This window comes from Mycobacterium sp. (assembly GCF_044342925.1).
In the GTDB taxonomy this organism is placed as follows: domain Bacteria; phylum Actinomycetota; class Actinomycetes; order Mycobacteriales; family Mycobacteriaceae; genus Mycobacterium.
In genome coordinates, this window is the sequence record NZ_JBIIOV010000028.1 from 1 (window position 1) to 24278 (window position 24278).

The 24278-nt window shown below is 70.6% G+C and carries 20 protein-coding genes and 2 pseudogenes; all 22 read left to right on the forward strand.

The window, feature by feature from the left end:
• A pseudogene (locus tag ADBZ6I_RS04990) lies at nt 1–301 on the forward strand (hypothetical protein); the annotation flags it as partial.
• Between the two features lie 71 nt (nt 302–372).
• Nucleotides 373–2238, forward strand: coding sequence for a peptidoglycan D,D-transpeptidase FtsI family protein (locus ADBZ6I_RS04995; protein WP_526381504.1), 1866 nt, complete (start codon nt 373–375; stop codon nt 2236–2238).
• Nucleotides 2239–2307: 69 nt separating this feature from the next.
• Complete coding sequence (locus ADBZ6I_RS05000; protein ID WP_526381474.1) at nt 2308–3921, forward strand: UDP-N-acetylmuramoyl-L-alanyl-D-glutamate--2,6-diaminopimelate ligase; 1614 nt, start codon at nt 2308–2310, stop codon at nt 3919–3921.
• Nucleotides 3918–5399 (forward strand): UDP-N-acetylmuramoyl-tripeptide--D-alanyl-D-alanine ligase, encoded by a 1482-nt coding sequence (locus ADBZ6I_RS05005; protein WP_526381476.1) that lies wholly within the window; start codon nt 3918–3920, stop codon nt 5397–5399. The genes ADBZ6I_RS05000 and ADBZ6I_RS05005 overlap by 4 nt, the downstream gene beginning before the upstream one ends.
• Nucleotides 5396–6475 (forward strand): phospho-N-acetylmuramoyl-pentapeptide-transferase, encoded by a 1080-nt coding sequence (gene mraY, locus ADBZ6I_RS05010; protein ID WP_526381478.1) that lies wholly within the window; start codon nt 5396–5398, stop codon nt 6473–6475. Before ADBZ6I_RS05005 ends, mraY begins: the two co-directional genes overlap by 4 nt.
• The gene (gene murD / locus ADBZ6I_RS05015) at nt 6465–7952 is read left to right on the forward strand and encodes a UDP-N-acetylmuramoyl-L-alanine--D-glutamate ligase (RefSeq protein ID WP_526381480.1); all 1488 of its coding nucleotides are present in this window, start codon (nt 6465–6467) and stop codon (nt 7950–7952) included. The genes mraY and murD overlap by 11 nt, the downstream gene beginning before the upstream one ends.
• A gap of 4 nt (nt 7953–7956) precedes the next feature.
• Nucleotides 7957–9672 carry a putative lipid II flippase FtsW gene (gene ftsW, locus ADBZ6I_RS05020; protein WP_526381482.1) on the forward strand — a complete coding sequence of 572 codons (1716 nt, stop codon included), beginning with the start codon at nt 7957–7959 and terminating at the stop codon, nt 9670–9672.
• A gap of 44 nt (nt 9673–9716) precedes the next feature.
• Entirely contained in the window at nt 9717–10880 is a 1164-nt protein-coding gene (murG, locus tag ADBZ6I_RS05025) for an undecaprenyldiphospho-muramoylpentapeptide beta-N-acetylglucosaminyltransferase (protein WP_526381506.1), read from the forward strand.
• Entirely contained in the window at nt 10877–12355 is a 1479-nt protein-coding gene (gene murC, locus ADBZ6I_RS05030; protein WP_526381484.1) for a UDP-N-acetylmuramate--L-alanine ligase, read from the forward strand. The genes murG and murC overlap by 4 nt, the downstream gene beginning before the upstream one ends.
• 98 nt (nt 12356–12453) lie before the next feature.
• Nucleotides 12454–13467, forward strand: coding sequence for a cell division protein FtsQ/DivIB (locus ADBZ6I_RS05035; protein WP_526381508.1), 1014 nt, complete (start codon nt 12454–12456; stop codon nt 13465–13467).
• A gap of 206 nt (nt 13468–13673) precedes the next feature.
• Complete coding sequence (ftsZ, locus tag ADBZ6I_RS05040) at nt 13674–14906, forward strand: cell division protein FtsZ (protein ID WP_526381486.1); 1233 nt, start codon at nt 13674–13676, stop codon at nt 14904–14906.
• Between the two features lie 3 nt (nt 14907–14909).
• Entirely contained in the window at nt 14910–15617 is a 708-nt protein-coding gene (pgeF, locus tag ADBZ6I_RS05045) for a peptidoglycan editing factor PgeF (protein ID WP_526381488.1), read from the forward strand.
• 16 nt (nt 15618–15633) lie between these two features.
• Nucleotides 15634–16407 carry a YggS family pyridoxal phosphate-dependent enzyme gene (locus ADBZ6I_RS05050; protein ID WP_526381510.1) on the forward strand — a complete coding sequence of 258 codons (774 nt, stop codon included), beginning with the start codon at nt 15634–15636 and terminating at the stop codon, nt 16405–16407.
• Nucleotides 16408–16485: 78 nt separating this feature from the next.
• Complete coding sequence (locus tag ADBZ6I_RS05055) at nt 16486–17226, forward strand: cell division protein SepF (RefSeq protein WP_526381490.1); 741 nt, start codon at nt 16486–16488, stop codon at nt 17224–17226.
• Nucleotides 17227–17317: 91 nt separating this feature from the next.
• Nucleotides 17318–17608: a YggT family protein gene (locus tag ADBZ6I_RS05060; protein WP_526381492.1), complete on the forward strand. Its 291-nt coding sequence runs from the start codon at nt 17318–17320 to the stop codon at nt 17606–17608.
• A 196-nt stretch (nt 17609–17804) separates the two neighbouring features.
• On the forward strand, nt 17805–18569 hold the full coding sequence (gene wag31, locus ADBZ6I_RS05065) for a DivIVA-like cell division protein Wag31 (protein WP_526381494.1): 765 nt from the start codon (nt 17805–17807) through the stop codon (nt 18567–18569).
• Nucleotides 18570–18656: 87 nt separating this feature from the next.
• Nucleotides 18657–18810: pseudogene (locus ADBZ6I_RS05070) on the forward strand (hypothetical protein); the annotation flags it as partial.
• Nucleotides 18811–19491: 681 nt separating this feature from the next.
• A complete protein-coding gene (locus ADBZ6I_RS05075) occupies nt 19492–20871 on the forward strand; it encodes a TIGR01777 family oxidoreductase (protein WP_526381512.1) in 1380 nt (459 codons plus the stop codon).
• Nucleotides 20872–20927: 56 nt separating this feature from the next.
• Nucleotides 20928–22094, forward strand: coding sequence for a 4Fe-4S dicluster domain-containing protein (locus ADBZ6I_RS05080; RefSeq protein WP_526381496.1), 1167 nt, complete (start codon nt 20928–20930; stop codon nt 22092–22094).
• Nucleotides 22087–22935, forward strand: a complete 849-nt coding sequence (locus ADBZ6I_RS05085) for an FAD/NAD(P)-binding protein (protein ID WP_526381498.1) — start codon at nt 22087–22089, stop codon at nt 22933–22935. The genes ADBZ6I_RS05080 and ADBZ6I_RS05085 overlap by 8 nt, the downstream gene beginning before the upstream one ends.
• Nucleotides 22935–23699 (forward strand): NADH-quinone oxidoreductase subunit B family protein, encoded by a 765-nt coding sequence (locus ADBZ6I_RS05090; protein ID WP_526381500.1) that lies wholly within the window; start codon nt 22935–22937, stop codon nt 23697–23699. Before ADBZ6I_RS05085 ends, ADBZ6I_RS05090 begins: the two co-directional genes overlap by 1 nt.
• The coding region (locus ADBZ6I_RS05095) for a nickel-dependent hydrogenase large subunit (protein WP_526381502.1) at nt 23696–24278 on the forward strand (583 nt) is incomplete at its 3' end. The genes ADBZ6I_RS05090 and ADBZ6I_RS05095, both read left to right, overlap by 4 nt.

Consider the following 24278-nt stretch of genomic DNA (forward strand, 5'->3'; position numbering starts at 1 on the left):
GGCCCCGATGCCCGGCGCGGTCGCGGTGCCGGCCGGGCCCGAGGTTCCGGTCCTGGTTCCTGTCGGGCCGGCCCCGTCGAGCGCGCACATTCCGGCCGGGGCACTGCCCGGCACGCCGGCGCTGCCCGGACCCGCCGTCCCGCCGGCACAGGCCACTGCGGCCCCGGCCGTTCAGCAGCCCGGCGACACGCTGACGATTCCGCCTGCGGCGCTGCCGGCAGCGCCGGTACCTACAGTTGCCGATGTGCCTGTTGTTTCTGGTGTTACTCCTGATGTGATTGCTGGCGGAGGGCCGCGGTGAGTCGAGCCGGCCGGCCCGGACCGCCGTCGGTCAACGGGACGCGCCGAGTCCGGCCGTCCACCACCCAGCCGGTGACCGCCGGCCAGGGCCATGCCGCGAACACCCGCCGGATCCGGACGGCCACCGAGACTCCGCAGGGCACGTCGTCCTTCGCCTACCGGTACCGGGTCGGCAACATCGTGATCTTCGTAGCACTGATCGCCGCCGCCGCCCAGCTGTTCAACCTGCAGGTGCCCCGCGCGGCCACGTTGCGCGCTGAAGCCGCCGGGCAGCTGAAGGTCACCGACGTCGAGCAGGCCGTGCGCGGCGCCATCGTCGACCGCAACTTCGCGAAGCTGGCGTTCACCACCGAGGCTCGGGCACTGACCTTCCAGCCCACCAAGATCCGCAAGCAGCTGACCGAGGCCAAGCAGAAGGCGCCCTCGGCACCCGATCCCGACCAGCGGCTGGCTGACATCGCCCGCGATGTCGCCGGCGCGCTGGACAACAAGCCCGACGCCCCGACCGTGCTGAAGAAACTGCGCAGCAACGAGACCTTCGTCTACCTCGCGCGGGCCGTCGACCCGGCGGTCGCCTCGGCACTGATCAAGAAGTACCCGGAGGTCGGCGCCGAACGGCAGGACATCCGTCAGTATCCGGGCGGATCGCTGGCCGCCAACGTGGTCGGCGGCATCGACTGGGACGGCCACGGCCTACTGGGCCTGGAGGATTCGATGGATTCGGTGCTGGCCGGCACCGACGGGTCCATCACCTACGACCGCGGCTCCGACGGGGTGGTGATACCGGGCAGCTACCGCAACCGGCACCAGGCGGTCAACGGGTCCACGGTGCAACTGACCCTCGACGACGACATTCAGTTCTACGTCCAGCAGCAGGTGCAGCAGGCCAGGGACCTCTCCGGGGCCCGTAACGTCTCGGCGGTGGTCCTCGACGCCAAGACCGGTGAGGTGCTGGCGATGGCCAACGACACCACCTTCGACCCAAGCCAGGACATCGGCCGGCAGTCCCACCGGCAGATCGGCAACCTCCCGGTCACCTCGCCGTTCGAGCCCGGCTCGGTCAACAAGCTCGTGACGGCCGCCGCTGTCATCGAGAACGGCCTGTCCAACCCCGGCGAGGTGCTGCAGGTGCCCGGGTCGATCGGTATGGGCGGGGTCAACATCCGCGACGCCTGGCCGCATGGGGTGATGCCCTACACCACCACCGGGATCTTCGGAAAGTCCTCCAACGTCGGCACCCTCATGCTGGTTCAGCGGCTGGGCCCGGAACGGTTCTACGAGATGCTCGGCAAGTTCGGCCTGGGCCAGCGCACCGGGGTCGGCCTGCCCGGCGAGAGCGCCGGCATCGTCCCGCCGATCGACCAGTGGTCGGGTAGCACCTTCTCGAATCTGCCGATCGGGCAGGGCCTTTCGATGACGCTGCTGCAGATGACGGGGATGTACCAGGCGATCGCCAACGACGGCCTGCGGATTCTGCCGCGGATTGTCAAAGCCACCATCGCCGCGGACGGCACCCGCACCGAGGAGAAGCGCCCCGACGGTATCCGGGTGGTGTCCCCGGAGACCGCCCGGACGGTGCGCGACATGCTGCGCGCCGTCGTCCAGCGCGACCCGATGGGAGCCCAGCAGGGCACCGCCCCGGCCGCCGCGGTGGAGGGCTACCAGATGGCCGGCAAGACCGGCACCGCCCAGCAGATCAACCCCGCCTGCGGCTGCTACTACGACGACGTCTACTGGATCACCTTCGCCGGGATGGCCCCCGCCGACGATCCGCGCTACGTGATCGGCCTGATGCTCGACGCCCCGTCCCGCAACGCCGACGGCACGCCGGGCCACTCCGCGGCGCCGCTGTTCCACAACATCGCCGGATGGCTGATGCAGCGGGAGAACGTTCCGCTGTCCCCGCCCGTCCCGCCGCTGACACTGCAGGCCGCCTGACTCATCGTGGGCGTTCCGCTCGGTAGGGTCGCGCCTTGCGCTGGATAGGGTGTATCCCGAATCGGCTTGATGGAGGTGGCGGCGGTGACCAGCGGCGGGCAGGAGCGCAGCGACCCGGGAAAAGATGCCGTCCTGCGGCCCCGCCACACCCCTGGCGTGTCGCTGGCTGCCCTGGCCGCAGGCGTCGGCGCGGCTCTCGACGGTGCCATCGCTGACGGCCTGCCCGACGTTCGCATCCGCGGAGTCACCCTGCGCGCCCAGGACGCCGCCCCCGGCGACCTGTTCGCCGCGCTGCCCGGCGCCACCGCCCACGGCGCCGAGTTCACCCCGGCCGCGCTCGAATCCGGGGCGGTCGCCGTGCTCACCGATCCCGACGGCGCGGCGACGATCCACCGGCTGCTGGGCGACCCGGCGCCGGTCCCGGTGCTGGTGCATTCGTCCCCGCGGGCGGTGCTCGGCAGCCTGGCCGCCGAGGTGTACGGCCGGCCCTCGGAGCGGCTGACGGTGCTCGGCGTCACCGGCACATCGGGCAAGACCACCACCACGCACCTGATCGAAGCCGGGTTGCGGGCGGCCGGCCGCACCGTCGGCATGATCGGCACGGTCGGAGTCCGCATTGCCGGTATCGACGTCCCCAGCGCGCTGACCACCCCGGAAGCCCCCGCCCTGCAGGCCCTGCTGGCGGTGATGCTCGAAGCGGGTGTCGACACCGCGGTGATGGAGGTGTCCAGTCACGCCCTGGAACTCGGTCGGGTGGACGGAATTCGTTTCGCCGTAGGCGGTTTCACGAACCTTTCTCGCGACCACCTGGACTTCCACCCCACCATGGAGGCCTACTTCGACGCCAAGGCCAAGCTGTTCGACCCGGCATCGCCGGTGCACGCGGTGTCGGCGGTGGTGTGCGTCGACGACGACGCCGGGCGGGCCATGGCCGCCCGCGCGGACACCGCTGTCACCCTGAGCGCCGAAGGTCGCCCGGCGGACTGGACGGTCTCCGACGTCGCCGAACTGATGAGCGGTCTACAGGAATTCACCGCCGTCGATCCGGCCGGCGTGCATCACCGGCTGCGGATCGGGCTGCCCGGCCGCTACAACGTCGCCAACGCGCTGCTCGCCCTGGCCATGTTGGACGCCGTCGGTATCTCGCCCGAGCAGGCGTCGCCGGGCTTGCGGAGCGCCACGGTGCCCGGACGGCTGGAACTCATCGACCGCGGTCAGGACTTCCTCGCGGTCGTCGACTACGCGCACAAACCCGGTGCGCTGCAGGCGGTTCTGCACACCCTGCGCCGACCTGAGGGCCGGCTGGCGGTGGTATTCGGGGCGGGCGGCAACCGGGACGCCGGCAAGCGCGGGCCGATGGGGGAGGTGGCCGCGGAACTGGCCGATCTGGTGGTGGTCACCGACGACAACCCGCGCGACGAGGACCCGGCGGCGATCCGGGCGGCCATTGTCGCCGGTGCGGCGCGGGCGCGGCGCATCGGCGATGCGAGCCGCGACGCTGAGGTGGTCGAGATCGCCGACCGGCGGGCGGCGATCGCCCATGCCGTCGGCTGGGCCCGCCGCGGCGACGTGGTGGTGATCGCCGGCAAGGGCCACGAGAGCGGCCAGACCGGCGGCGGCCAGACCCGGCCGTTCGACGACCGCGACGTACTCGCTCAAGCCCTGGAAAGGATGTCGCGGTGATCGACCTGACCGTCGCGCAGATCGCCGAGATCGTCGGCGGCCGGTTGGCCGACATCAGCCCGCCGGACGCGGCGGCCACCCGCATCACCGGCACCGTGGAGTTCGACTCGCGTGCCGTCACCCCCGGCGGGTTGTTCCTTGCCCTGCCCGGAGCCCGCTCCGACGGCCACGACTTCGCCGCCGGCGCGGTCGCGGCCGGTGCGGTGGCGGTGCTGGCCGCCCGCCCGGTCGGGGTTCCGGCCATCGTGGTGCCCCCCGCCGATGCTGCCGACGCGCACGCCGGGGTGCTCGAACACGACGCTGACGGGTCCGGCGCCGCGGTGCTTGCCGCACTGGCCCGGCTGGCCGGAGTGGTGGCCGCCGATCTGGTGGCGGGCGGCCTGCGCATCGTGGGTATCACCGGGTCGTCGGGCAAGACCTCCACCAAGGACCTCGTCGCCGCGGTGCTGTGCCCGCTCGGGGAGGTGGTGGCACCGCCCGGATCGTTCAACAACGAACTGGGCCATCCGTGGACGGTGCTGCGGGCCACCCGCGACACCGACTTCCTGGTGCTGGAGATGTCGGCGCGGCACCCCGGCAACATCGCCGCGCTGGCCGCGATCGCACCGCCGTCCATCGCGGTGGTTCTCAACGTCGGCACCGCGCACCTGGGGGAGTTCGGATCCCGGGAAGTGATCGCCACCACCAAAGCCGAACTGGTGCAAGCGGTTCCGTCGTCGGGAGTGGCGGTGCTCAATGTCGACGACCCGATGGTCGCCGCCATGGCCGATCAGACGGCGGCCCGGGTGGTGCGGGTGGGCCGCAGCCCGAACGCCGACGTGCGGGCCGAGAACGTCGAGCTCGACGAGCTGGCCCGGCCGCGCTTCACCCTGCACACCGCCGGCGGATCGGTGGATGTCGCGCTGGCCGTGCACGGCGAACATCAGGTGGGCAACGCGTTGTCGGCCGCGGCGGTGGCGCTGGAATGCGGCGCCGGCCTGCAGCAGGTCGCCGACGCACTCGGCGGCGCCGCCTCGGCGTCGCGGCACCGGATGGAGGTGCATACCCGGGCCGACGGGGTGACCGTCATCAATGACGCCTACAACGCCAACCCCGACTCCATGCGGGCCGGTCTGCAGGCGCTGGCTGTGATGGCCCGCTCCAGTGCGGACGGGCGGCGCCGCAGCTGGGCGGTCCTGGGCGAGATGGGCGAACTGGGCGATGAGTCGATAACCGAACACGACCGTGTCGGAAGGCTGGCGGTGCGCTTAGATATCAGTCGGCTCGTCGTCGTCGGAACTGGGAGGCCTATGAGCGCCATGCACCACGGGGCGGTCATGGAGGGTTCCTGGGGGTCGGAGTCGACCATGGTTCCCGACGCCGACGCCGCGCTGGAGCTGCTGCGCGCCGAACTCGCGCCCGGGGACGTCGTGCTGGTCAAAGCGTCCAACGCGGCCGGGTTGGGTGCGTTGGCCGAAGCATTGGTGGGCGCGACGTGAGGCAGGTGCTGATCGCGGTCGGCATCGCCCTGGCGGTCTCCATCCTGCTGACGCCGACGCTGATCCGGCTGTTCACCAAGCAGGGCTTCGGCCAGGAGATCCGCGAGGACGGTCCGCCCAGCCACCACACCAAACGGGGCACCCCGTCGATGGGCGGTGTGGCGATCCTGGCCGGTATCTGGGCCGGCTACTTCGGCAGCCACCTGGTGGGTCTGGCGCTGGACGGCCAGGGTCCGTCGGCCTCCGGGCTGCTGGTCCTTGGGCTGGCCACCTCGCTGGGCATCGTGGGATTCCTCGACGACATCATCAAGATCCGGCGCGCCCGCAACCTGGGCCTGAACAAGACTGCCAAGACGCTCGGCCAGATCGTCTCCGCGCTGCTGTTCGGCGTCCTGGTGCTGCAGTTCGCCAACTCCGACGGACTCACCCCGGCATCCGACCAGCTGTCCTACGTGCGGGAGATCTCCACCGTCGCACTGCCGCCGGTGCTGTTCGTGCTGTTCGTCGTGGTCCTGGTCAGCGCCTGGTCCAACGCGGTGAACCTCACCGACGGCCTGGACGGGCTGGCCGCCGGCAGCATGGCCATGGTCAGTTCGGCCTACGTGCTGATCACCTTCTGGCAGTACCGCAACGCCTGCGCCACCGCCCCCGGGGTCGGTTGCTACAACGTCCGCGATCCGCTGGACCTGGCACTGCTCGCCGCCGCCACCGCCGGCGCGTGCACCGGCTTCCTGTGGTGGAACGCGGCCCCGGCCAAGATCTTCATGGGCGACACCGGATCGCTGGCGCTGGGCGGCATCATCGCCGGGCTGTCGGTCACCAGCCGCACCGAAGTGCTCGCCGTCGTGTTGGGCGCGCTGTTCGTGGCCGAGGTCACCTCGGTGGTGATCCAGATCATCGCGTTCCGCTCCACCGGCCGGCGGGTGTTCCGGATGGCGCCGTTCCACCACCACTTCGAACTGGTCGGCTGGGCCGAAACCACGGTGATCATCCGGTTCTGGTTGCTCACCGCCATCGCCTGCGGACTGGGGGTCGGGCTGTTCTACGGCGAGTGGCTGTCGGCCATTGGAGCCTGACCTGGAGACTGACCTGTCGCTGCTGGCACCCGGTGCCCGCGTCCTGGTCGCCGGCGCTCGGGTCACCGGCCGGGCCATCGTCGCCGCGCTGGCGTCCTGGGACGTTGCGCTGTCGGTCGTCGATGACGACCCGGCGGCCGCCCGCGCGCTGGGCGACGTGACCAGCCTCGCGCCCGACGAGGCGATCGCGCGGGCCGGTGAGTTCGACCTGGTGGTGACCAGCCCCGGTTTTCCCCCGACAGCCCCGGTGCTGGCAGCCGCGGCTGCGGCAGGGGTGCCGATCTGGGGTGATGTGGAACTCGCCTGGCGACTGGACGCCGCGGGCCGGTACGGCCCGCCGCGGCACTGGCTGGTGGTCACCGGCACCAACGGCAAGACCACCACCACGTCCATGCTCTACGACATGCTCATCGCCGACGGCCGCCGGGCGGTGCTGTGCGGCAACATCGGCGAGCCCGTGCTGGATGTGCTGAACCGCCCGTCGGAGGTGCTGGCGGTAGAGGTCTCCAGCTTCCAACTGTTCTGGGCGCCGTCGCTGCGCCCGGCGGCCGGCGCGGTGCTCAACGTCGCCGAGGATCATCTGGACTGGCACTGCACCTTTGCGGCCTACGCCGCCGCCAAGGCCCGCGCCCTGGACGGCCGGGTGGCGGTGGCCGGCGTCGACGACCCCGCGGCCCGCGCGCTGCTCGACGGTGCCGCTGCGCCGGTCAAGGCCGGTTTCCGGCTGGGCGAGCCGGCGGCCGGCGAACTGGGCGTGCGCGAGGGCGCGCTGGTCGACCGGGCGTTCGCCAGTGAATTTGGTGGGGACCTGGTGCTGGCCGATGTCGACACGATTCCGGTGGCCGGCCCGGTGGGCGTGCTCGATGCGCTCGGGGCGGCGGCGCTGGCCCGGGCGGTGGGTGTTCCCGCCACGGCCATCGCCGCGGCGCTGGCCGGGTTCCGGGTGGGCCGGCACCGCGCCGAGCCCGTCGGGCAGATCGACGGGGTGCGCTACATCGACGACTCTAAGGCCACCAACCCGCACGCTGCGGAAGCGTCGATCCTGGCCTACCCGCGGGTGGTCTGGGTGGCCGGCGGCCTGCTCAAGGGGGCCGCGGTGGACCAGACGGTGGCCCGGGTGGCTGACCGGCTGGCCGGGGCGGTGCTGATCGGCCAGGACCGCGCCGTCTTCGCTGAGGCGTTATCGCGACACGCACCCGATGTGCCCGTCATCCAGGTTGTGGCGGGGGAGGATGCTGTGGTGCATGAGACCAATGAGTCGGTTGTTGCTTATGGGACTCGGGTGATCGATGCCGCCGGACCCGGCCTCGGCCGGCGGGTGATGACCGAGGTCGTCGCCGCCGCAGCCGGCTTGGCCCGCGCCGGGGACACCGTCCTGCTGGCCCCGGCCGGAGCGTCCTTCGACCAGTTCAGCGGCTACGGAGACCGTGGCGATGCGTTTGCCGAAGCGGTCCGCGCCGCGAGTGGGGCCAACTAGCGCCATGGGCACGCTGTGGTCCCGGCTGGCACGCCGGGCCGCCGGGCCGGGCACTCCCGGCGACGGCGCGCACGACGATGCGGCGACACCCGCCGCGACGGCGGCGCCGGCAGCGGCGACGAACAGCAGGACCGCCACGATGAAGGCTCGCCTCGTGCCGCCGGCGAAGTTCGGCGCCTGGCTGGCCCGGCCGATGACGTCGTTTCACCTGATGGTGTCGGTGGCCACCCTGCTGGTGATTCTGGGTCTGATCATGGTGCTGTCGGCGTCCGGCGTGCATTCCTACGACGAGGACGGCTCGCCGTGGTCGATCTTCATCCGCCAGCTGATGTGGGCGGGCGTGGGGCTGTTCGCCTGCTGGCTGGCGCTGCGGCTGCCGGTGTGGTTCCTGCGGGCGACGGCGTTTTCCGCGTTCGCAGTGACCATCGTCATGCTGGTGGCGGTCCTCATCCCGGGCATCGGCACCGTCGCCAACGGAACCCGCGGCTGGTTCGTCTTCGGCGGGCTGTCCATGCAGCCCTCCGAGCTGACCAAGATCGCGTTCGTCGTGTGGGGCTCGCACCTGCTGGCCGCCCGACGCCTGGAACGGGCCAGCCTGCGCGAGATGCTTATCCCGTTGATCCCGGCCGCGGTGATCGCGCTGGCGCTCATCGTCTCGCAGCCCGACCTCGGTCAGACGGTGTCGCTGGGCATCATCCTGCTGGCATTGCTGTGGTTCGCCGGGCTCCCGCTGAAGGTCTTCATCAGCTCCCTGCTGGCCGCCATGTCCGCCGCGGCGGTGCTTGCCGTCTCGGCGGGCTACCGCTCCGACCGGGTGCGCTCCTGGCTCGATCCCAGCGCGGACGCCCAGGGTGCGGGCTATCAGGCCCGCCAGGCCAAATTCGCGCTGGCCAACGGCGGTGTCTTCGGTGACGGTCTGGGCCAGGGCACCGCGAAGTGGAACTATCTGCCCAACGCCCACAACGACTTCATCTTCGCCATCATCGGCGAGGAACTCGGCTTCATCGGGGCCTTCGGTCTGCTGTGCCTGTTCGGGTTGTTCGCCTACACCGGGATGCGGATCGCCAAGCGATCGGCCGACCCGTTCCTGCGGCTGTTGACCGCCACCGCCACTGCCTGGGTCATCGGTCAGGTGTTCATCAACGTCGGCTACGTGATCGGCCTGCTGCCTGTCACGGGCATCCAGCTGCCGCTCATCTCGGCGGGCGGAACCTCCACGGCCACAACGCTGTTCATGATCGGTCTGATGACCAATGCGGCCCGGCACGAGCCCGACGCGGTGGCCGCGCTGCGGGCCGGCCAGAACGACCGGATGAACCGCCTGCTGCGGCTGCCGCTGCCGGAGCCCTACCTGCCCAGCCGGGTCGAGGTGCTGCGGGACCGGTTGCGGTCGCGCCCGGAGGCGCCGAAGCCGGCTCCCAAGCCGGCCAGGCCGGCGGGTAAGCCGGGTGCCAAACCGGGCAGGCGGCCCCGCAATGTCGAGCAGCCGCCACCGGGCCGGCGGACGGCGAAAGCGGGGACAGCGCACGGCGCCCCGCGTGAGACAGGGCATCATGGAGGCGCCTCTCGGCGCGCGAATCATGACGCACCCGCCCCTCGGCGCGCGAATCATGAAGCTTCCGCACCGCAGAGGCGTTCCGCCGCGGCACAGGGCCGTGTGCGGCAGGGGAACGGCCAGCCACGGCGGCCCCGCGCACTGGAAGGTCAGCGTCACGGGTGAGTGTCTCTGGGGTCGACGGCGGGTCGGGCCGCCGCGGCTCGGGCATCGGCGTTACGCCACCGGGTGACGGCACCGTGTCGGTGCTGCTGGCCGGCGGTGGCACCGCCGGCCATGTGGAACCGGCCTTGGCGGTCGCCGACGCGCTCACGGCGCTGCGGCCGGGTATCCGGATCGCCGCGCTGGGCACCGAACGCGGGTTGGAGACCCGGCTGGTGCCCGAACGCGGCTACGACCTGCGCCTGGTGACCCCGGTTCCGCTGCCCCGCAAGCTCAACGGCGATCTGCTGCGGCTGCCGATGCGGATCCGCCGCTCGGTCCGCGAGACCCGGGCCGTGCTGGCCGACGTCGACGCCGATGTGGTGGTCGGCTTCGGCGGCTACGTCGCGGTGCCGGCCTACCTGTCCGCTAGGCAGGGCAAATTCCCTGGTCGCTTCGCTCTTGCCCGCCAGGGTGTCCCGATCGTCGTGCACGAGGCCAACGCCCGCGCCGGGCTGGCCAACCGGCTGGGCGCTCGCTTCGCCCGCCGGGTGCTGGCCGCGGTGCCGGACTCCGGACTGCCGCACGCCGAGACGGTCGGGATGCCGCTGCGGGCATCGATCACCGACCTGGACCGGGCCGCTCTGCGCGCGCAGGCCCGTGCGCATTTCGGCTTCGCCGACGACGCCCGGGTGCTGCTGGTGTTCGGCGGTTCCCAGGGCGCCGCCTCGATCAACCGGGCCGTCTCGGCTGCCGCGCCCCAACTCGCCGCCGCGGGAGTGTCGGTGCTGCACGCCCACGGCCCCAAGAACACCCTCGAACTGCCCGCCCCCGCGCCCGGCGACCCGCCCTACGTCGCGGTTCCGTACCTGAGCCGGATGGACCTGGCCTACGCCGCAGCCGACCTGGCAATCTGCCGGTCCGGAGCGATGACCGTCGCCGAGGTGTCCGCGGTCGGTCTGCCGGCGGTCTACGTGCCGCTGCCGATCGGCAACGGCGAACAGCGTCTCAACGCCCTGCCGGTGGTCGACGCCGGCGGCGGCCTGCTGATCGACGACGCCGAGCTGACACCGGCTTTCGTCGCCGACGAAGTGGTGCGGCTGATCACCGATCCGCAGCGGCTGGACGCGATGACGGCGGCGGCGGCCCGGGCAGGGCACCGCGACGCCGCCCGCCGGATCGCCGAGATCGTGCTCGAGGTGGCATCTGCCGGGAAGGCGGCGCGACGATGAGTCCCGCGCTGCCACCCGAACTGCAACGGGTGCACCTGGTCGGCATCGGCGGTGCCGGCATGTCGGGCATCGCCCGGATCCTGCTCGACCGCGGCGCCCTGGTATCGGGGTCGGATGCCAAGGAATCCCGCGGGGTGGCGGCCCTGCGGGCCCGCGGCGCCACAATCGCCATCGGACACGACGCGGCCAACCTCAACCTGCTGCCCGGCGGTCCGACCGCGGTGATCACCACCCACGCCGCCATCCCGAAGACCAACCCCGAACTGGTGGAGGGCCGGCGCCGGGCCATTCCGGTGATCCTGCGGCCCGCCGTGCTCGCCAAACTGATGGCCGGGCACCGCACCCTGATGGTCACCGGCACCCACGGTAAGACCAGCACCACCTCGATGCTGATCGTGGCGTTGCAGCACAGCGGATTCGACCCGTCGTTCGCGGTGGGCGGCGACCTGGGGGAGGCCGGCACCAACGCCCACCACGGCAGCGGCGAGGTGTTCGTCGCCGAGGCCGACGAGAGCGACGGGTCGCTGCTGGAGTACCACCCCGACGTGGCCGTGGTCACCAATATTGAAGCCGACCACCTCGACTTCTTCGGCACGCCGGACGCCTACACCGCTGTCTTCGACCAGTTCGTCGAGCAGTTGGCGCCCGGTGGCGCGGTGGTGGTGTGCGCCGACGATCCGGGGGCGGCCGCGCTGGCCGACCGCAGCGCCGCACTCGGCGTCCGGGTGCTGCGCTACGGCTCTGTCGAATCATCGGACGATCCGGCGGCCGACCTGGCCGGTCGGCTGGTCAGCTGGGAGCAGCACGGCACCGGTGCGGTCGCCCACGTCCAGCTCGCGGGGGAGGAGCACCCGCGCACCATGCGCCTGGCGGTGCCGGGACGGCACATGGCGCTCAATGCGCTGGCCGCGCTGCTGGCCGCGGTCGAGGCCGGCGCCCCGGTCCAGGACGTCCTGGACGCGCTGGCCGGGTTCGAAGGTGTGCGCCGGCGGTTCGAACTGGTCGGCACCGCACACGGCGTGCGGGTCTTCGACGACTACGCCCACCATCCGACCGAGGTGCGGGCCGCCCTGACGGCGCTGAAGACGGTCGCCGAACAGGACCCCACCGGCCGGAGCAGCAGTGCGGGGGGCCGCAGCATCGTCGTGTTCCAGCCCCACTTGTACTCGCGCACAAAGGCTTTCGCCCGTGAGTTCGCCGCCGCGCTGGACATCGCCGATCTGATTTTCGTCCTCGACGTCTACGCCGCCCGCGAACAGCCGCTGACCGGCGTCAGCGGCGCGAGCATCGTCGAGCACGTCACCTCCCCGGTGCGCTACCTGCCGGACTTCTCCTCGGTCGCCGGGCAGGTCGCCGCCGCGGTGCGGCCCGGGGACGTGGTGGTCACCATGGGCGCCGGGGATGTGACCCTGCTCGGACCGGAGATCATCGCGGCGCTGAGCTCACGGGCCGGTGAGCCGGGCGGGCCACGGTGAGCGGAGTCCCGCCCGACCCGCACGCAGCCGGCGCCGACTTGGACCCCGACTTTGACGCCGACTTTGACGCCGACTTTGGCGCCGACCTGGACGCCGACCTGGACCCCGACTTTGACGCCGACTTTGACCCCGACTTTGACCCCGACCTGGACGCCGACCCGGACGCACCAGCCCCGGCGGATCCCGACGCCGACGCGCCCCGTCAGGCGGGGCAGGCCGATGAGACCGCCGCCGGGCCGGCGGCCGCCGCCAAGGCCGAAGCGGCCGGCGACCCGGAGGGCCCGCGCCGGCGGGCGCGCCGGGAACGCGCCGAGCGCCGTGCGGTCCAGCAGCGGGCGATGGCCATCGAGCAGGCTCGCCGGGAGGCCAAGCGCCGGGCCCGCGGGCAGGAGTCCGGCCCGCCGGACCGGCTGACCACCGGCAGCGTCAAGGGGCTGAAGTTCCTGATCCGGCTGATCCTGCTGACCGTGCTGAGCGTCGCACTGGGCCTGGTGCTGTACTTCACCCCGCTGATGTCGGCGCGGTACCTCGTCGTGACCGGCACAGTCACCGGCACAGACACCGGCACCGGCGCGATCACCCGGGAGGAAGTCATCGAGGCTGCCCAGATCCGGATCGGCACTCCGCTGCTGCAGATCGACACCGACGAGGTGGCCGACCGGGTGGCCGGTATCCGCCGGGTGGCCAGCGCCCGGGTCCGCCGCGAATACCCGTCGGCGATCCGCATCACCATCGCCGAGCGAATCCCCGTCGTGGTCAAGGACTTCCCGGACGGCCCGCACCTGTTCGACCGCGACGGGGTGGACTTCGCCGTCGCGCCGCCGCCGCCGGGTCTGGCCTACATCGACGTCGACAATCCCGGCCCGGCCGACCCGCCGACCAAGGCCGCGCTGGAGGTGATGACCGCCCTGCGCCCGGAGGTGGTCGCCCAGGTGGGCCGGATCGCCGCGCCCTCGGTGGCCTCGATCACCCTGACGCTGCTCGACGGCCGCACCGTGGTGTGGGGAACCACCGACCGCACCGACGAGAAGGCCGAGAAGCTCACCGCCCTGCTGACCCAGCCGGGTCGCGTCTACGACGTCTCCAGCCCGGACCTGCCCACCGTCAAGTAGCGGGCCGCGGTGGAAAACATCAGCGCGGAAATTTCAGACGACACGCGGGCGCGCCTCCCCAATCCGTGACGAGCCGGTCCTACGGTTCCCAGTACGCGAACAACTTGACATAACTCTAAGCCTCTGGTTGAGGTTGAGGGTTGAGACCAGGGAAGTCGCTGCAGCTCCTAGCCCCATAGAGTCCCCAGCACGGAGGAGACCCACCGATGACCCCACCGCATAACTACCTCGCCGTCATCAAGGTTGTTGGCATTGGCGGTGGCGGCGTCAACGCCGTCAACCGGATGATCGAGCAGGGACTCAAGGGTGTCGAGTTCATCGCCATCAACACCGACGCCCAGGCGCTGCTGATGAGCGACGCCGACGTCAAGCTCGACGTCGGCCGGGAGTCCACCCGCGGTCTGGGCGCCGGCGCCGATCCCGATGTCGGCCGCAAGGCCGCCGAGGACGCCAAGGACGAGATCGAGGAACTGCTGCGCGGGGCCGACATGGTCTTCGTCACCGCCGGCGAGGGTGGCGGTACCGGCACCGGCGGTGCGCCGGTGGTCGCCAACATCGCCCGCAAGCTCGGCGCGCTCACCGTCGGTGTGGTCACCCGGCCGTTCTCCTTCGAGGGCAAGCGGCGCGCCGGACAGGCCGAGGCCGGCATCACCGCCCTGCGGGAGAGCTGCGACACCCTGATCGTCATCCCCAACGACCGGCTGCTGCAGATGGGCGACGCCGGCGTCTCGCTGATGGACGCCTTCCGCAGCGCCGACGAGGTACTGCTCAACGGCGTCCAGGGCATTACCGACCTGATCACCACGCCGGGCCTGATCAACGTCGACTTCGCCGACGTCAAGGGCGTCATGAGCGGCGCCGGCACCGCGCTGATGGGCATCGGTTCGGCGCGCGGCGACGGCCGCGCGCTCAAGGCCGCCGAGATGGCCATCAACTCCCCGCTGCTGGAGGCTTCGATGGAGGGCGCCCAGGGTGTGCTGATGTCCATCGCGGGCGGCAGCGACCTCGGGCTCTTCGAGATCAACGAAGCCGCCTCGCTGGTGCAGGAATCCGCGCACTCCGATGCCAACATCATCTTCGGCACCGTCATCGACGACTCGCTCGGTGACGAGGTGCGGGTGACCGTCATCGCTGCCGGCTTCGACGCCAACAGCGGTAACCGCAGGCCGATCATCATCGGCGAGGCCACCACCGGCCCGGCCACCACCGCCGTCGCCGAGACCGTCGTCGAAGCACCGCAGGTGACCGCCGTCCCGGTGCCGCCGCCGACGATCACCACCACCCACACCTTCGCGCCGGCCGCCGCCGGGCATGTGGTCAACTCACCGTTGTTCGAACAGCTGGAGCCGCTGGCCGGTGTCTCGGCGCGGACCAACGGTTCGTCGCCCTTCGGCGACGATGACGACGACGTGGACGTGCCGCCCTTCATGCGGCACTGATCGGTGGCTGTTCGGATCCGTCGGGTCACCACCACCCGCGCCGGCGGGATCTCGGCACCGCCGTACGACTCGTTCAACCTCGGTGACCACGTCGGTGACGACCCCGCGGCGGTGGCCGCCAACCGCAACCGGCTGGCATCGTCCATCGGGGTGCCGGCCGACCATGTGATCTGGATGAATCAGGTGCACGGCGATCACGTCGAGGTCGTCGACGGGCCTCGCGATACCCCGTTCGATTCCACCGACGCGCTGGTGACCAGCGTCCCCGGTCTGGCGCTGGCCGTGGTGACCGCCGACTGCGTGCCGGTCCTGCTGGCCGACGCCCGAGCCGCAGTGGTGGGCGCCGCCCACGCCGGCCGGGTCGGCGCGGCCAACGGTGTGGTGCTTCGGACCCTGGAGGCGATGATCGCCCTGGGTGCGCGGCCGCAGGATGTCTCAGTGCTGCTGGGCCCGGCGGTCAGCGGCCCGAATTACGAGGTGCCCGAGGAGATGGCCGCCGCGGTGGAGGCCACCCTGGCGGGCAGTCGCACCACCACCCCGCGCGGGACGTCCGCGCTGGACCTGCGGGCCGGCATCGCCCGTCAACTCGCCGGCGCCGGCGTGACCGCCATCGACATCGACCGTCGCTGCACCGTCGCCGACCCCGCACTGTTCAGTCACCGCCGCGACAATCCGACCGGCCGGCTGGCCTCCCTGATCTGGATGCAGTGACGTGGCGGGCAGTGACATGTCGGGGGGTGACGGCGTTGCCGACGGCGACCGCGTCACCGAACTGACCGCCGGGCTGGCGTCGGTTCGGGTCCGGCTGGCCCGGGCCGCCGAGGCGGCCGGGCGTTCGGTGGAGGACATCACCCTGCTTCCGGTCACCAAGTTCTTCCCGGCCAGCGACGTGGCGATCCTCTGGCGACTGGGCTGCCGATCCTTCGCGGAGTCCCGCGACCAGGAGGCCGCGGCGAAGATCGCCGAGTTCGACCGGTTGATCGTCACCGCAGCGCAGCCCGGCCCGGCGCACTGGCACATGGTGGGCCAGATTCAGCGCAATAAGGCTAAAAGCATTGCGGCATGGGCGGATACGGTGCACTCGGTATCCACCGAAGCGGTGGCCGCCGCGTTGGACAGCGGTGCCGCCTCGGCGCTGGCCGACGGCCGGCGGACCCGGCCGCTGCGGGTATTCGTGCAGATCAGCCTGGACGGTGACACCAGCCGCGGCGGGGTGGACATCGGCGACCCGTCCGCGGTGGACGGGTTGTGTGCGCAGGTCGCCGAATCGCCGGCCCTGCACTTAGTAGGCCTGATGGGGGTGCCGCCGCTGGGTGTTGATCCCGATCTCGCTTTCACCGCGCTGGCAACCGAGCATCACCGCGTTCGGCAGATTCATCCCGGGGCCAAGGAGTTGTCGGCCGGTATGTCCGATGACCTCGAGGCGGCAGTGCGACACGGCTCGACATGCGTGCGTGTCGGAACGGCGTTAATGGGCAAACGTCCTCTAACGTCTCCCTGAGTAGTCACTCCAGTCACAAGTTCATCACGAACATCAGCACCACCAGACACTCAGGTTCAGCTTCAGAAGGGTCCGCGGATGAGCACTCTGCATAAGGTCAAGGCCTACTTCGGCATGGCGCCGATGGACGACTATGAGGACGAGTACTACGACGACGAGCGCGACGACACCGCCGCCCCCCGTGGCCGCGGCTTCGGGCGTCGCGCCGACCGCTTCGCCGACGAGGCTTACGACGATCCCCGCGTCGATCCCCGCGTTGATCCCCGCGTCGAACCCCGTGCCGACATCCGCGGTGGGGGCCGCTACGACGATGTCCGCGCCGGCGGGCGCTACGACGAGCCGCACTACGACGACCACGAGGCCGACTATCCGCCGACCGGCGGATTCCGCGCCGGCGGCTATGCCGACGAGCCGCGGTTCCGTACGCGTGAGTTCGACCGTCCGACCGCCCCGCGGCTGGGCTCGCTGCGCGGCTCGACCCGCGGAGCCCTGGCCATGGACCCGCGCCGGATGGCGATGATGTTCGAAGAGGGCAGCCCGCTGTCGAAGATCACCACCCTTCGCCCCAAGGACTACAACGAGGCCCGCACCATCGGCGAGCGTTTCCGCGACGGCCAGCCGGTGATCATGGACCTGGTCTCGATGGACAACGCCGACGCCAAGCGCCTGGTTGACTTCGCCGCCGGCCTGGCGTTCGCGCTGCGCGGTTCGTTCGACAAGGTGGCCACCAAGGTCTTCCTGCTGGCGCCGGCCGATGTCGACGTCACCGCTGAAGAGCGCCGCCGCATCGCCGAAGCCGGTTTCTACAGCTACCAGTGAAGCGGCGGCCACTGCGGGCCACCGGCCCGCAGTGGGTAGGCTGACGGTCGCCCTGTCCGCTGCCACACCCGAGATAAGGAACCGTTCTTCGGTGAAGCTGTTCTTCGAATTGCTGGGCTTCGCGCTGTTCCTGTTCTGGTTGCTGCTCATCGCCCGGATCGTGGTGGAGTTCATCCGCTCGTTCAGTCGGGACTGGCAGCCGCGCGGCATCACCGTGGTGATTCTTGAGGTCATCATGACCGTCACCGATCCGCCGGTGAAGCTGCTGCGGCGGATCATTCCGCAGCTCACCATCGGTGCGGTCCGGCTGGACTTCTCCATCATGGTGCTGCTTTTACTGGCGTTTCTCGGCATGCAGTTGGCATTCGGCGCCGCGGTATGACGTGCGCGGGCCAGCGATTCGCGCCGCGGAGCGGAATTGGGAAATCTCTGAAATTCGTTCTTAATTCCGCGCATGGCTGCAACCCGCGGGTCTGGTGTGACAGGATGGACGCCAGTTACAGTTCAGAACGTTCCCTGAACTCGTTCTACACTGCTAAACGGTCTTAAACCACCGTCCGAGATCGGAAGGGGCAATAATGCCACTCACACCGGCCGACGTGCACAATGTGGCGTTCAGCAAGCCGCCCATCGGCAAGCGTGGCTACAACGAGGACGAGGTCGATGCCTTCCTCGACTTGGTGGAGACTGAGCTCGCCCGGCTGCTGGAAGAGAACGCCGATCTGCGTCAGCGAGTGAGCGAGTTGGACAGCGAACTGGTGTCAGCGCGTTCCGGCATGGAGCACACCCAGGCGATCCCGCTCTACCAGCCCGAGCCCGAGCCGGTTGTGCAGCAGCCGGTCGTGGTGGAGGCCACGGGCGCCAACGATGATCAGGGGCTCAAGGCTGCCCGTGTGCTCAGCCTCGCTCAGGACACCGCGGACCGGTTGACCTCCACGGCCCGGGCCGAGGCGGACAAGACGGTCGCCGACGCTCAGGCGAGTGCCGACCAGATTCTCTCCGAGGCGCGCTACATCGCCGACACCACGGTCACCGAGGCCCGGCAGCGGGCGGACGCCATGCTGGCCGACGCCCAGAGCCGCTCGGAGATGCAGCTGCGTCAGGCTCAGGAGAAGGCCGACATCCTGCAGGCCGACGCCGAGCGCAAGCACACCGAGGTGATGGGCACCATCAACCAGCAGCGGACCGTGCTGGAAGGCCGGCTGGAGCAGTTGCGCACCTTCGAGCGCGAGTACCGCACCCGTCTGAAGACCTACCTCGAGTCTCAACTCGAGGAGCTGGGTCAGCGCGGCTCGGCCGCACCCGTCGATACCGGCGACGTCGGTTACACGCAGTACCAGTAGGGCAACCGGTACGGGCCCGCTGGTGAGAGCTGACGGAACACGCGCGAACCAGCGGCTTGATCGTCGTGCGGCGGGGATGGCAGCACCATGCTGATCGTTGCCTCGGTGCTGGCCGTCATCGGTCTTGCCGCCCTGGTAACTGCGGTCGTCACCAGCAATGAACTTCTGGCGTGGGTGTGCATCGGAGCCAGCGCTCTGGGCGTCCTGCTCCTGGTGTTCGACGCCATCCGGGAGCGGACCAGTCGGCGTGCGGTCGTGCCGGCGGCAGGTGTGGCCGGGGGTGTAGGCGGGGGTGTGGTCGGCGCCACGACCGAGGTCATCGAAGCGGTGGAGACCACCGAGGTGATCGAACCGGTGATCGCACCGGAACCGGCCGCAGAAGTCGAGTCCGCAGAAGTCGAGTCCGAAGAAGTCGAGTCCGAAGAAGTCGAGTCCAGCGAATTCCTTGATGCGCCAGAGGAATACGACGACACGGCGGGTGTCGAGGACTATCCCGACGAGGTCGTCTACGACGAGCCCGACTACGACACCGTCAGCGACGATGAACCGGAGTACCCCGAACCTGCCGAGGTGGCAGCGGTCCACACCGTCAGCGAGGACTACGTGGCCGCCGATGTCGACGACGACTACGACGAGGTCGTCGAACAGTCCTACGACGAGGCCGTCGACCAGCCCCACGACGAGGCCGTCGGTGACGATCGTATGGCGGACACGGTTGCCGACGTCAGCGACGAACCGGAGGTCCAGGCTGCCGAGACGGTGACCTACACCTATGTGGAGAGCGACGACACCGCCACCACTTACACCTACGTCGAGAGCGACGACACCGCCACCACTTACACCTACGTCGAGAGCGACGACACCGGCAGCACTCTGGCGCACGACGAGCCCTGGAACACCCTAGATCGGAGTGACACCACTGATGGGAATTGAGTACGCCAGTACCGTCGACCACCCGATTGATGAGGTGTTCGCCTGGCACACCCGCCCCGGAGCGATGCGCCGGCTGGTGCCGCCGTGGCAGCCGATGCGCGTGGTCAAGGAGACCGAGTCGCTGGCCGACGGCACCGCGATCCTCGGCCTGCCCGGCGGATTGCGCTGGATCGCCAAGCACGATCCGGCGGGCTACCACCCGCCCAACCAGTTCGTCGACGTGCTGTCTTCCGACGGGCTGATGACCATGCCGCCCCGGGTGATCGGCTGGTGGCGGCACACCCACAAGTACGACGAGGACGGCCCGGGCCGGACCCGGGTGCTCGACGAGGTCGACACCACCGTTCCGGGTGCCGCGCTGCGCTCGACGTTCGCCTACCGGCACCGCCAGCTTGCCGAGGACCTCGCCGCGCACCGCGACGCGGCCCAGGCCGGCGCCGGACAACTCGTCGTCGCCATCACCGGGGCGTCCGGACTGGTCGGCACCGCGCTGTCCGCGTTCCTGTCCACCGGCGGTCACCGGGTCATCCGCCTGGTCCGCGGCGAGCCGACCGGAGACAACGAAAGGCGTTGGGACCCCAGCAATCCCGCGCCCGATCTGCTCTCCGGCGTGGACGCGCTGGTGCACCTGGCGGGGGAGTCCATCGCGGGACGGTTCACCGAGGCACATCGGCGGGCCATCCGTGCATCGCGGGTCGAGCCGACCCGTCGGCTCGCCGAGATCGCCGCGGAGACCCCGGGTTTCGGGGTGTTCGTCAGCGCCTCGGCGATCGGTTACTACGGCCACGACTGCGGCGAGCAGGTGCTTGACGAAAGCAGCCCCCGCGGCAAAGGTTTCCTGGCCGACGTGGTCGCGGACTGGGAGGCGGCCACCCGGCCGGCCGCGGACGCCGGGCGCCGGGTCGTGCTGGTGCGCACCGGGATCATCCAGTCCGCAGCGGGCGGCACCCTGAAGCTGCTGCGGCCGTTGTTCGCCGCCGGCCTGGGCGGACGGCTGGGCAGCGGCCGGCAGTGGCTGTCCTGGATCGGCATCGACGACATGCTCGACATCTACTACCGCGCGATCTACGACAACCGGCTGACCGGCCCGGTCAACGCGGTCGCGCCCAACCCGGTGCGCAATGCCGAGTACACCAAGGTGCTGGCGTCCACCCTGCGCCGCCCCGCGCTGCTCCCGGTGCCGTCGTTCGGCCCGCGGCTGCTGCTCGGCAAGCAGGGCGCCACCGAGCTGGCCGAAGCCAACCAGCGGGTCACCCCCGCGGTGCTGGAGGCACTCGGCCACCGGTTCCGTCAGGCATCCGTCGACGACGTTCTGGCCCACCAGCTCGGCCACGACCCCGCACCCGGGGTCCTGAAACTCACCCTCTGATCGCCGGTGAACTTAGGCCCCGCGCGCTCGGCGGATGATTCGGGCACCATGGGGTGATGGCACACGCGGTCATCGACAGTGTCGGACTGGATAACCTCGTGGCCGAGTTGCGCCGGCGCGGTTACCGGGTGGTGGGCCCGACCTTGCGGGACAACGCCATCGTGCTCGACGAGATCGCCGGCGCCGAGGAACTTCCGTACGGCTGGGGCGTGGACGTGGCACCCGGCACCTACCGGGTCCGTGCTCGCGACGACCGGGCCGCCTTCGGGCATTCCGCCGGGCCGCAGTCGTGGAAACAGTTCCTGCACCCGCCGCGCCAGCGGGTCTGGTCGTCCGACCCGTCCGGCAACGAGTCCGGCAACTCGACAGGCGAAGACGACCCCGCTCCGCGGTACGCGTTCCTCGGTGTGCGCGCCTGCGACCTGGCCGGTATCGCGGTGCTGGACCGGGTGCTCGCTGGCGGCGCCCATCCGGACACTGCCTACACCGCCCGGCGTGACGGGGTGTTCGTCGTCGCCGTCAACTGCACCGAACCCGGCGGGCTGTGCTTCTGCGCTTCCATGAACACCGGCCCCGCCTGCCGGTCCGGCTCGGCCGATGGCGCGGCTGCGCCGCCGCGCTACGACCTCGCCCTCACCGAGCGGATCGACGGCCAGGAGGCCAGCTATCTGGTTGAGGTGGGCACCGAGGCCGGCGCGCAGGTGCTGGACGCGACCCCGCACCGCCCCGCCGAGCCGGGGGAGCGGCAGGCGGCCGCCGACGATATCGCCGCCGCCGCAACCCAGATGGGGCGGGCGATGCCCGAGACCGACCTGCGCCGGCTGCTGATCGACTCCCGCCAGTCACCGCACTGGGACGAGGTTGCCAGCCGCTGCCTCACCTGCGGCAACTGCACCATGGTGTGCCCCACCTGTTTCTGCACCTCCACCGCCGAGGTGACCGATCTGAGCGGCGAGCACGCCGAGCGGTGGATGGAATGGGCCTCGTGCTTCGAGCTGGACTTCACCTTCATCCATGAGGGCCCGGTGCGCCGCTCCGGTGAGTCCCGGTACCGGCACTGGCTGACCCACAAGCTGAGCTCCTGGCACGACCAGTTCGGCAGCTCGGGTTGCGTGGGCTGCGGCCGTTGTATCGCCTGGTGTCCCACCGGAATCGACATCACCGAGGAGATGGCGACGTTCGCCACCGAGCGTGAGTGCGACGCGGAGCGTGGCGATGACTGAGACGGCTGTCCGGACACAGGCGGCCAATGCCATGACGCCGGTGCCTTACCGGGTGCGATCCCGCACCGCCGAGAACGCCGATTCGGTGACGCTACGGCTCGATCCTGTCAACGACGTGCTGCCGCTGCCGCTGCCCGGGCAGTTCATGATGCTCTACGCCTTCGGGGTGGGTGAGATCGCGATCTCGTTGGGCGCCATCCCTTCTGACGGGTCGATCATCCACACCATCCGGTCGGTCGGCGCGGTCAGCGCCGCGGTATGCGCCGCCGAACCCGGGTCCACCCTCGGTGTGCGGGGCCCCTTCGGAACCCACTGGGGCCTGGACAGCGCCGTCGGCAACGACCTGGTGATCGTGGCCGGCGGGGTCGGCCTGGCACCGCTGCGACCGGTCGTGGAAGCCGCGCTGGCCCAGCGCGACCGCTACGGGCGGGTGGTTCTCATCGCCGGAGCCCGCACCGAGCCCGACTTCCTCTACGCAGCCGAACTGGCCGGCTGGGAACGCGATCCGGCGGTGGAGGTGCACCGCACCGTCGACGTCCCCATCCAGGGCTGGCCCGGGGAAACCGGCTTCGTCACCGAACCGCTGCGCCGGCTGAGCCTGCGACCCGGCCGCACCACCGCTTTCATCTGCGGCCCCGAACTCATGATGCGCAACAGTGCCAACGCTCTGCTGGACAAAGGAATTGCGCCCAGCGACATCCGGTTGTCGCTGGAGCGCAATATGCAGTGCGGCGTCGGCTGGTGCGGGCACTGCCAGCTCGGCCCGGTGCTGCTCTGCCGCGACGGCCCCGTGGTGGGCTATGACGTGGCCCAGCCCCTGTTGGCAGTCGAGGAGCTCTGATGGGTTCGGAATCGCCAAAACTGGCGGTGTGGAAGTTCGCGTCCTGCGACGGATGCCAGCTCACCGTGCTGGACTGCGAGGACGAGTTGCTCACGCTGGCCGACCAGATGCACATCGCCGTGTTCGCCGAGGCGTCCAGCGCCGTCGTCGCCGGCCCCTACGACGTCTCCCTGGTCGAAGGGTCCATCACCACCCCCGCCGACGAACGCCGGATCACCGAGATTCGTTCCCAGTCAAGGGTTCTCGTCGCGATCGGGGCCTGCGCCACCGCCGGCGGCATCCAGGCGCTGCGCAACTTCGCCGATGTCGCCGAATTCGCCTCGGTGGTCTACGCCCGTCCCGACTACATCCAGACCCTGGCCACCTCCACCCCGGCGTCAGCGCATGTGCCGGTGGATTACGAACTGCGCGGCTGCCCCATCGATCGGCGTCAGTTGCTCGACACGCTGGCCGCTCTCCTGGTCGGGCGCAAACCCCGGCTGCCGACGGCCACCGTGTGCACCGAGTGCAAACGCGCCGGGGTCACCTGCGTCACCGTCGCCGAGGGCATCGCCTGCCTCGGCCCGGTCACCCACGCCGGCTGCGGGGCGCTGTGCCCGCGTCACCACCGCGGCTGCTACGGCTGCTTCGGGCCGATGGCCACCCCCAACATGGGGGCGATGATCCCGCTGCTGCGCCGCGACGGCCTGTCCGCCCGTGACGTCGACCAGGTCTTCGACACCTACAACGTCACCCAGTTCGAAGACGAACGGGATCAGCAATGACGGAGTCGTCTCGGACCTTGCGCGTCGGCGCGCTGACCCGGGTGGAGGGCGAAGGCGCGCTGCGCGTCGAACTGCGTGACGGCATACCGGAACTCGTCGAGCTCAACATCTACGAGCCGCCGCGGTTCTTCGAAGCCTTCCTGCGCGGCCGCGCCTACACCGAACCCCCGGACATCACCGCACGCATCTGCGGCATCTGCCCGGTGGCCTACCAGGTCAGCGCCTGCAACGCCATCGAGGACGCGTGCGGCGCCACCCTGGATCCCGAACTGTTGGCCCTGCGCCGACTGCTGTACTGCGGGGAGTGGATCCACAGCCACGCCCTGCACATCTACCTGCTGCACGCCCCGGACTTCCTCGGCGCGCCCGACATCATCACGGTGGCCCGCGAGCATCGCGAGGCCGTGGAGCGCGGCCTGTCGCTGAAGAAGGCCGGCAACCGGCTGATGGAACTCATCGGCGGACGCAGCATCCACCCGGTCAATGTTCGCCTCGGCGGCTTCTACTCGGTTCCCACCCGCGCCGACCTGGCGCCGATGGCCGAGCAATTGCGCCGGGCGCTGGACGACGCACTGGCAG

What these genes read in the sequence shown, in the direction of transcription:
- ADBZ6I_RS05085 (WP_526381498.1), top strand. Translation starts at nt 22,087, where the DNA reads ATGACTGAGACGGCTGTCCGGACACAGGCGGCCAATGCCATGACGCCG.
- ADBZ6I_RS05080 (WP_526381496.1), top strand. Translation starts at nt 20,928, where the DNA reads ATGGCACACGCGGTCATCGACAGTGTCGGACTGGATAACCTCGTGGCC.
- ADBZ6I_RS05075 (WP_526381512.1), top strand. Translation starts at nt 19,492, where the DNA reads ATGGGAATTGAGTACGCCAGTACCGTCGACCACCCGATTGATGAGGTG.
- wag31 (WP_526381494.1), top strand. Translation starts at nt 17,805, where the DNA reads ATGCCACTCACACCGGCCGACGTGCACAATGTGGCGTTCAGCAAGCCG.
- ADBZ6I_RS05050 (WP_526381510.1), top strand. Translation starts at nt 15,634, where the DNA reads ATGTCGGGGGGTGACGGCGTTGCCGACGGCGACCGCGTCACCGAACTG.
- ADBZ6I_RS05000 (WP_526381474.1), top strand. Translation starts at nt 2,308, where the DNA reads ATGGAGGTGGCGGCGGTGACCAGCGGCGGGCAGGAGCGCAGCGACCCG.
- ftsZ (WP_526381486.1), top strand. Translation starts at nt 13,674, where the DNA reads ATGACCCCACCGCATAACTACCTCGCCGTCATCAAGGTTGTTGGCATT.
- murC (WP_526381484.1), top strand. Translation starts at nt 10,877, where the DNA reads ATGAGTCCCGCGCTGCCACCCGAACTGCAACGGGTGCACCTGGTCGGC.
- ADBZ6I_RS05055 (WP_526381490.1), top strand. Translation starts at nt 16,486, where the DNA reads ATGAGCACTCTGCATAAGGTCAAGGCCTACTTCGGCATGGCGCCGATG.
- ADBZ6I_RS05090 (WP_526381500.1), top strand. Translation starts at nt 22,935, where the DNA reads ATGGGTTCGGAATCGCCAAAACTGGCGGTGTGGAAGTTCGCGTCCTGC.
- ftsW (WP_526381482.1), top strand. Translation starts at nt 7,957, where the DNA reads ATGGGCACGCTGTGGTCCCGGCTGGCACGCCGGGCCGCCGGGCCGGGC.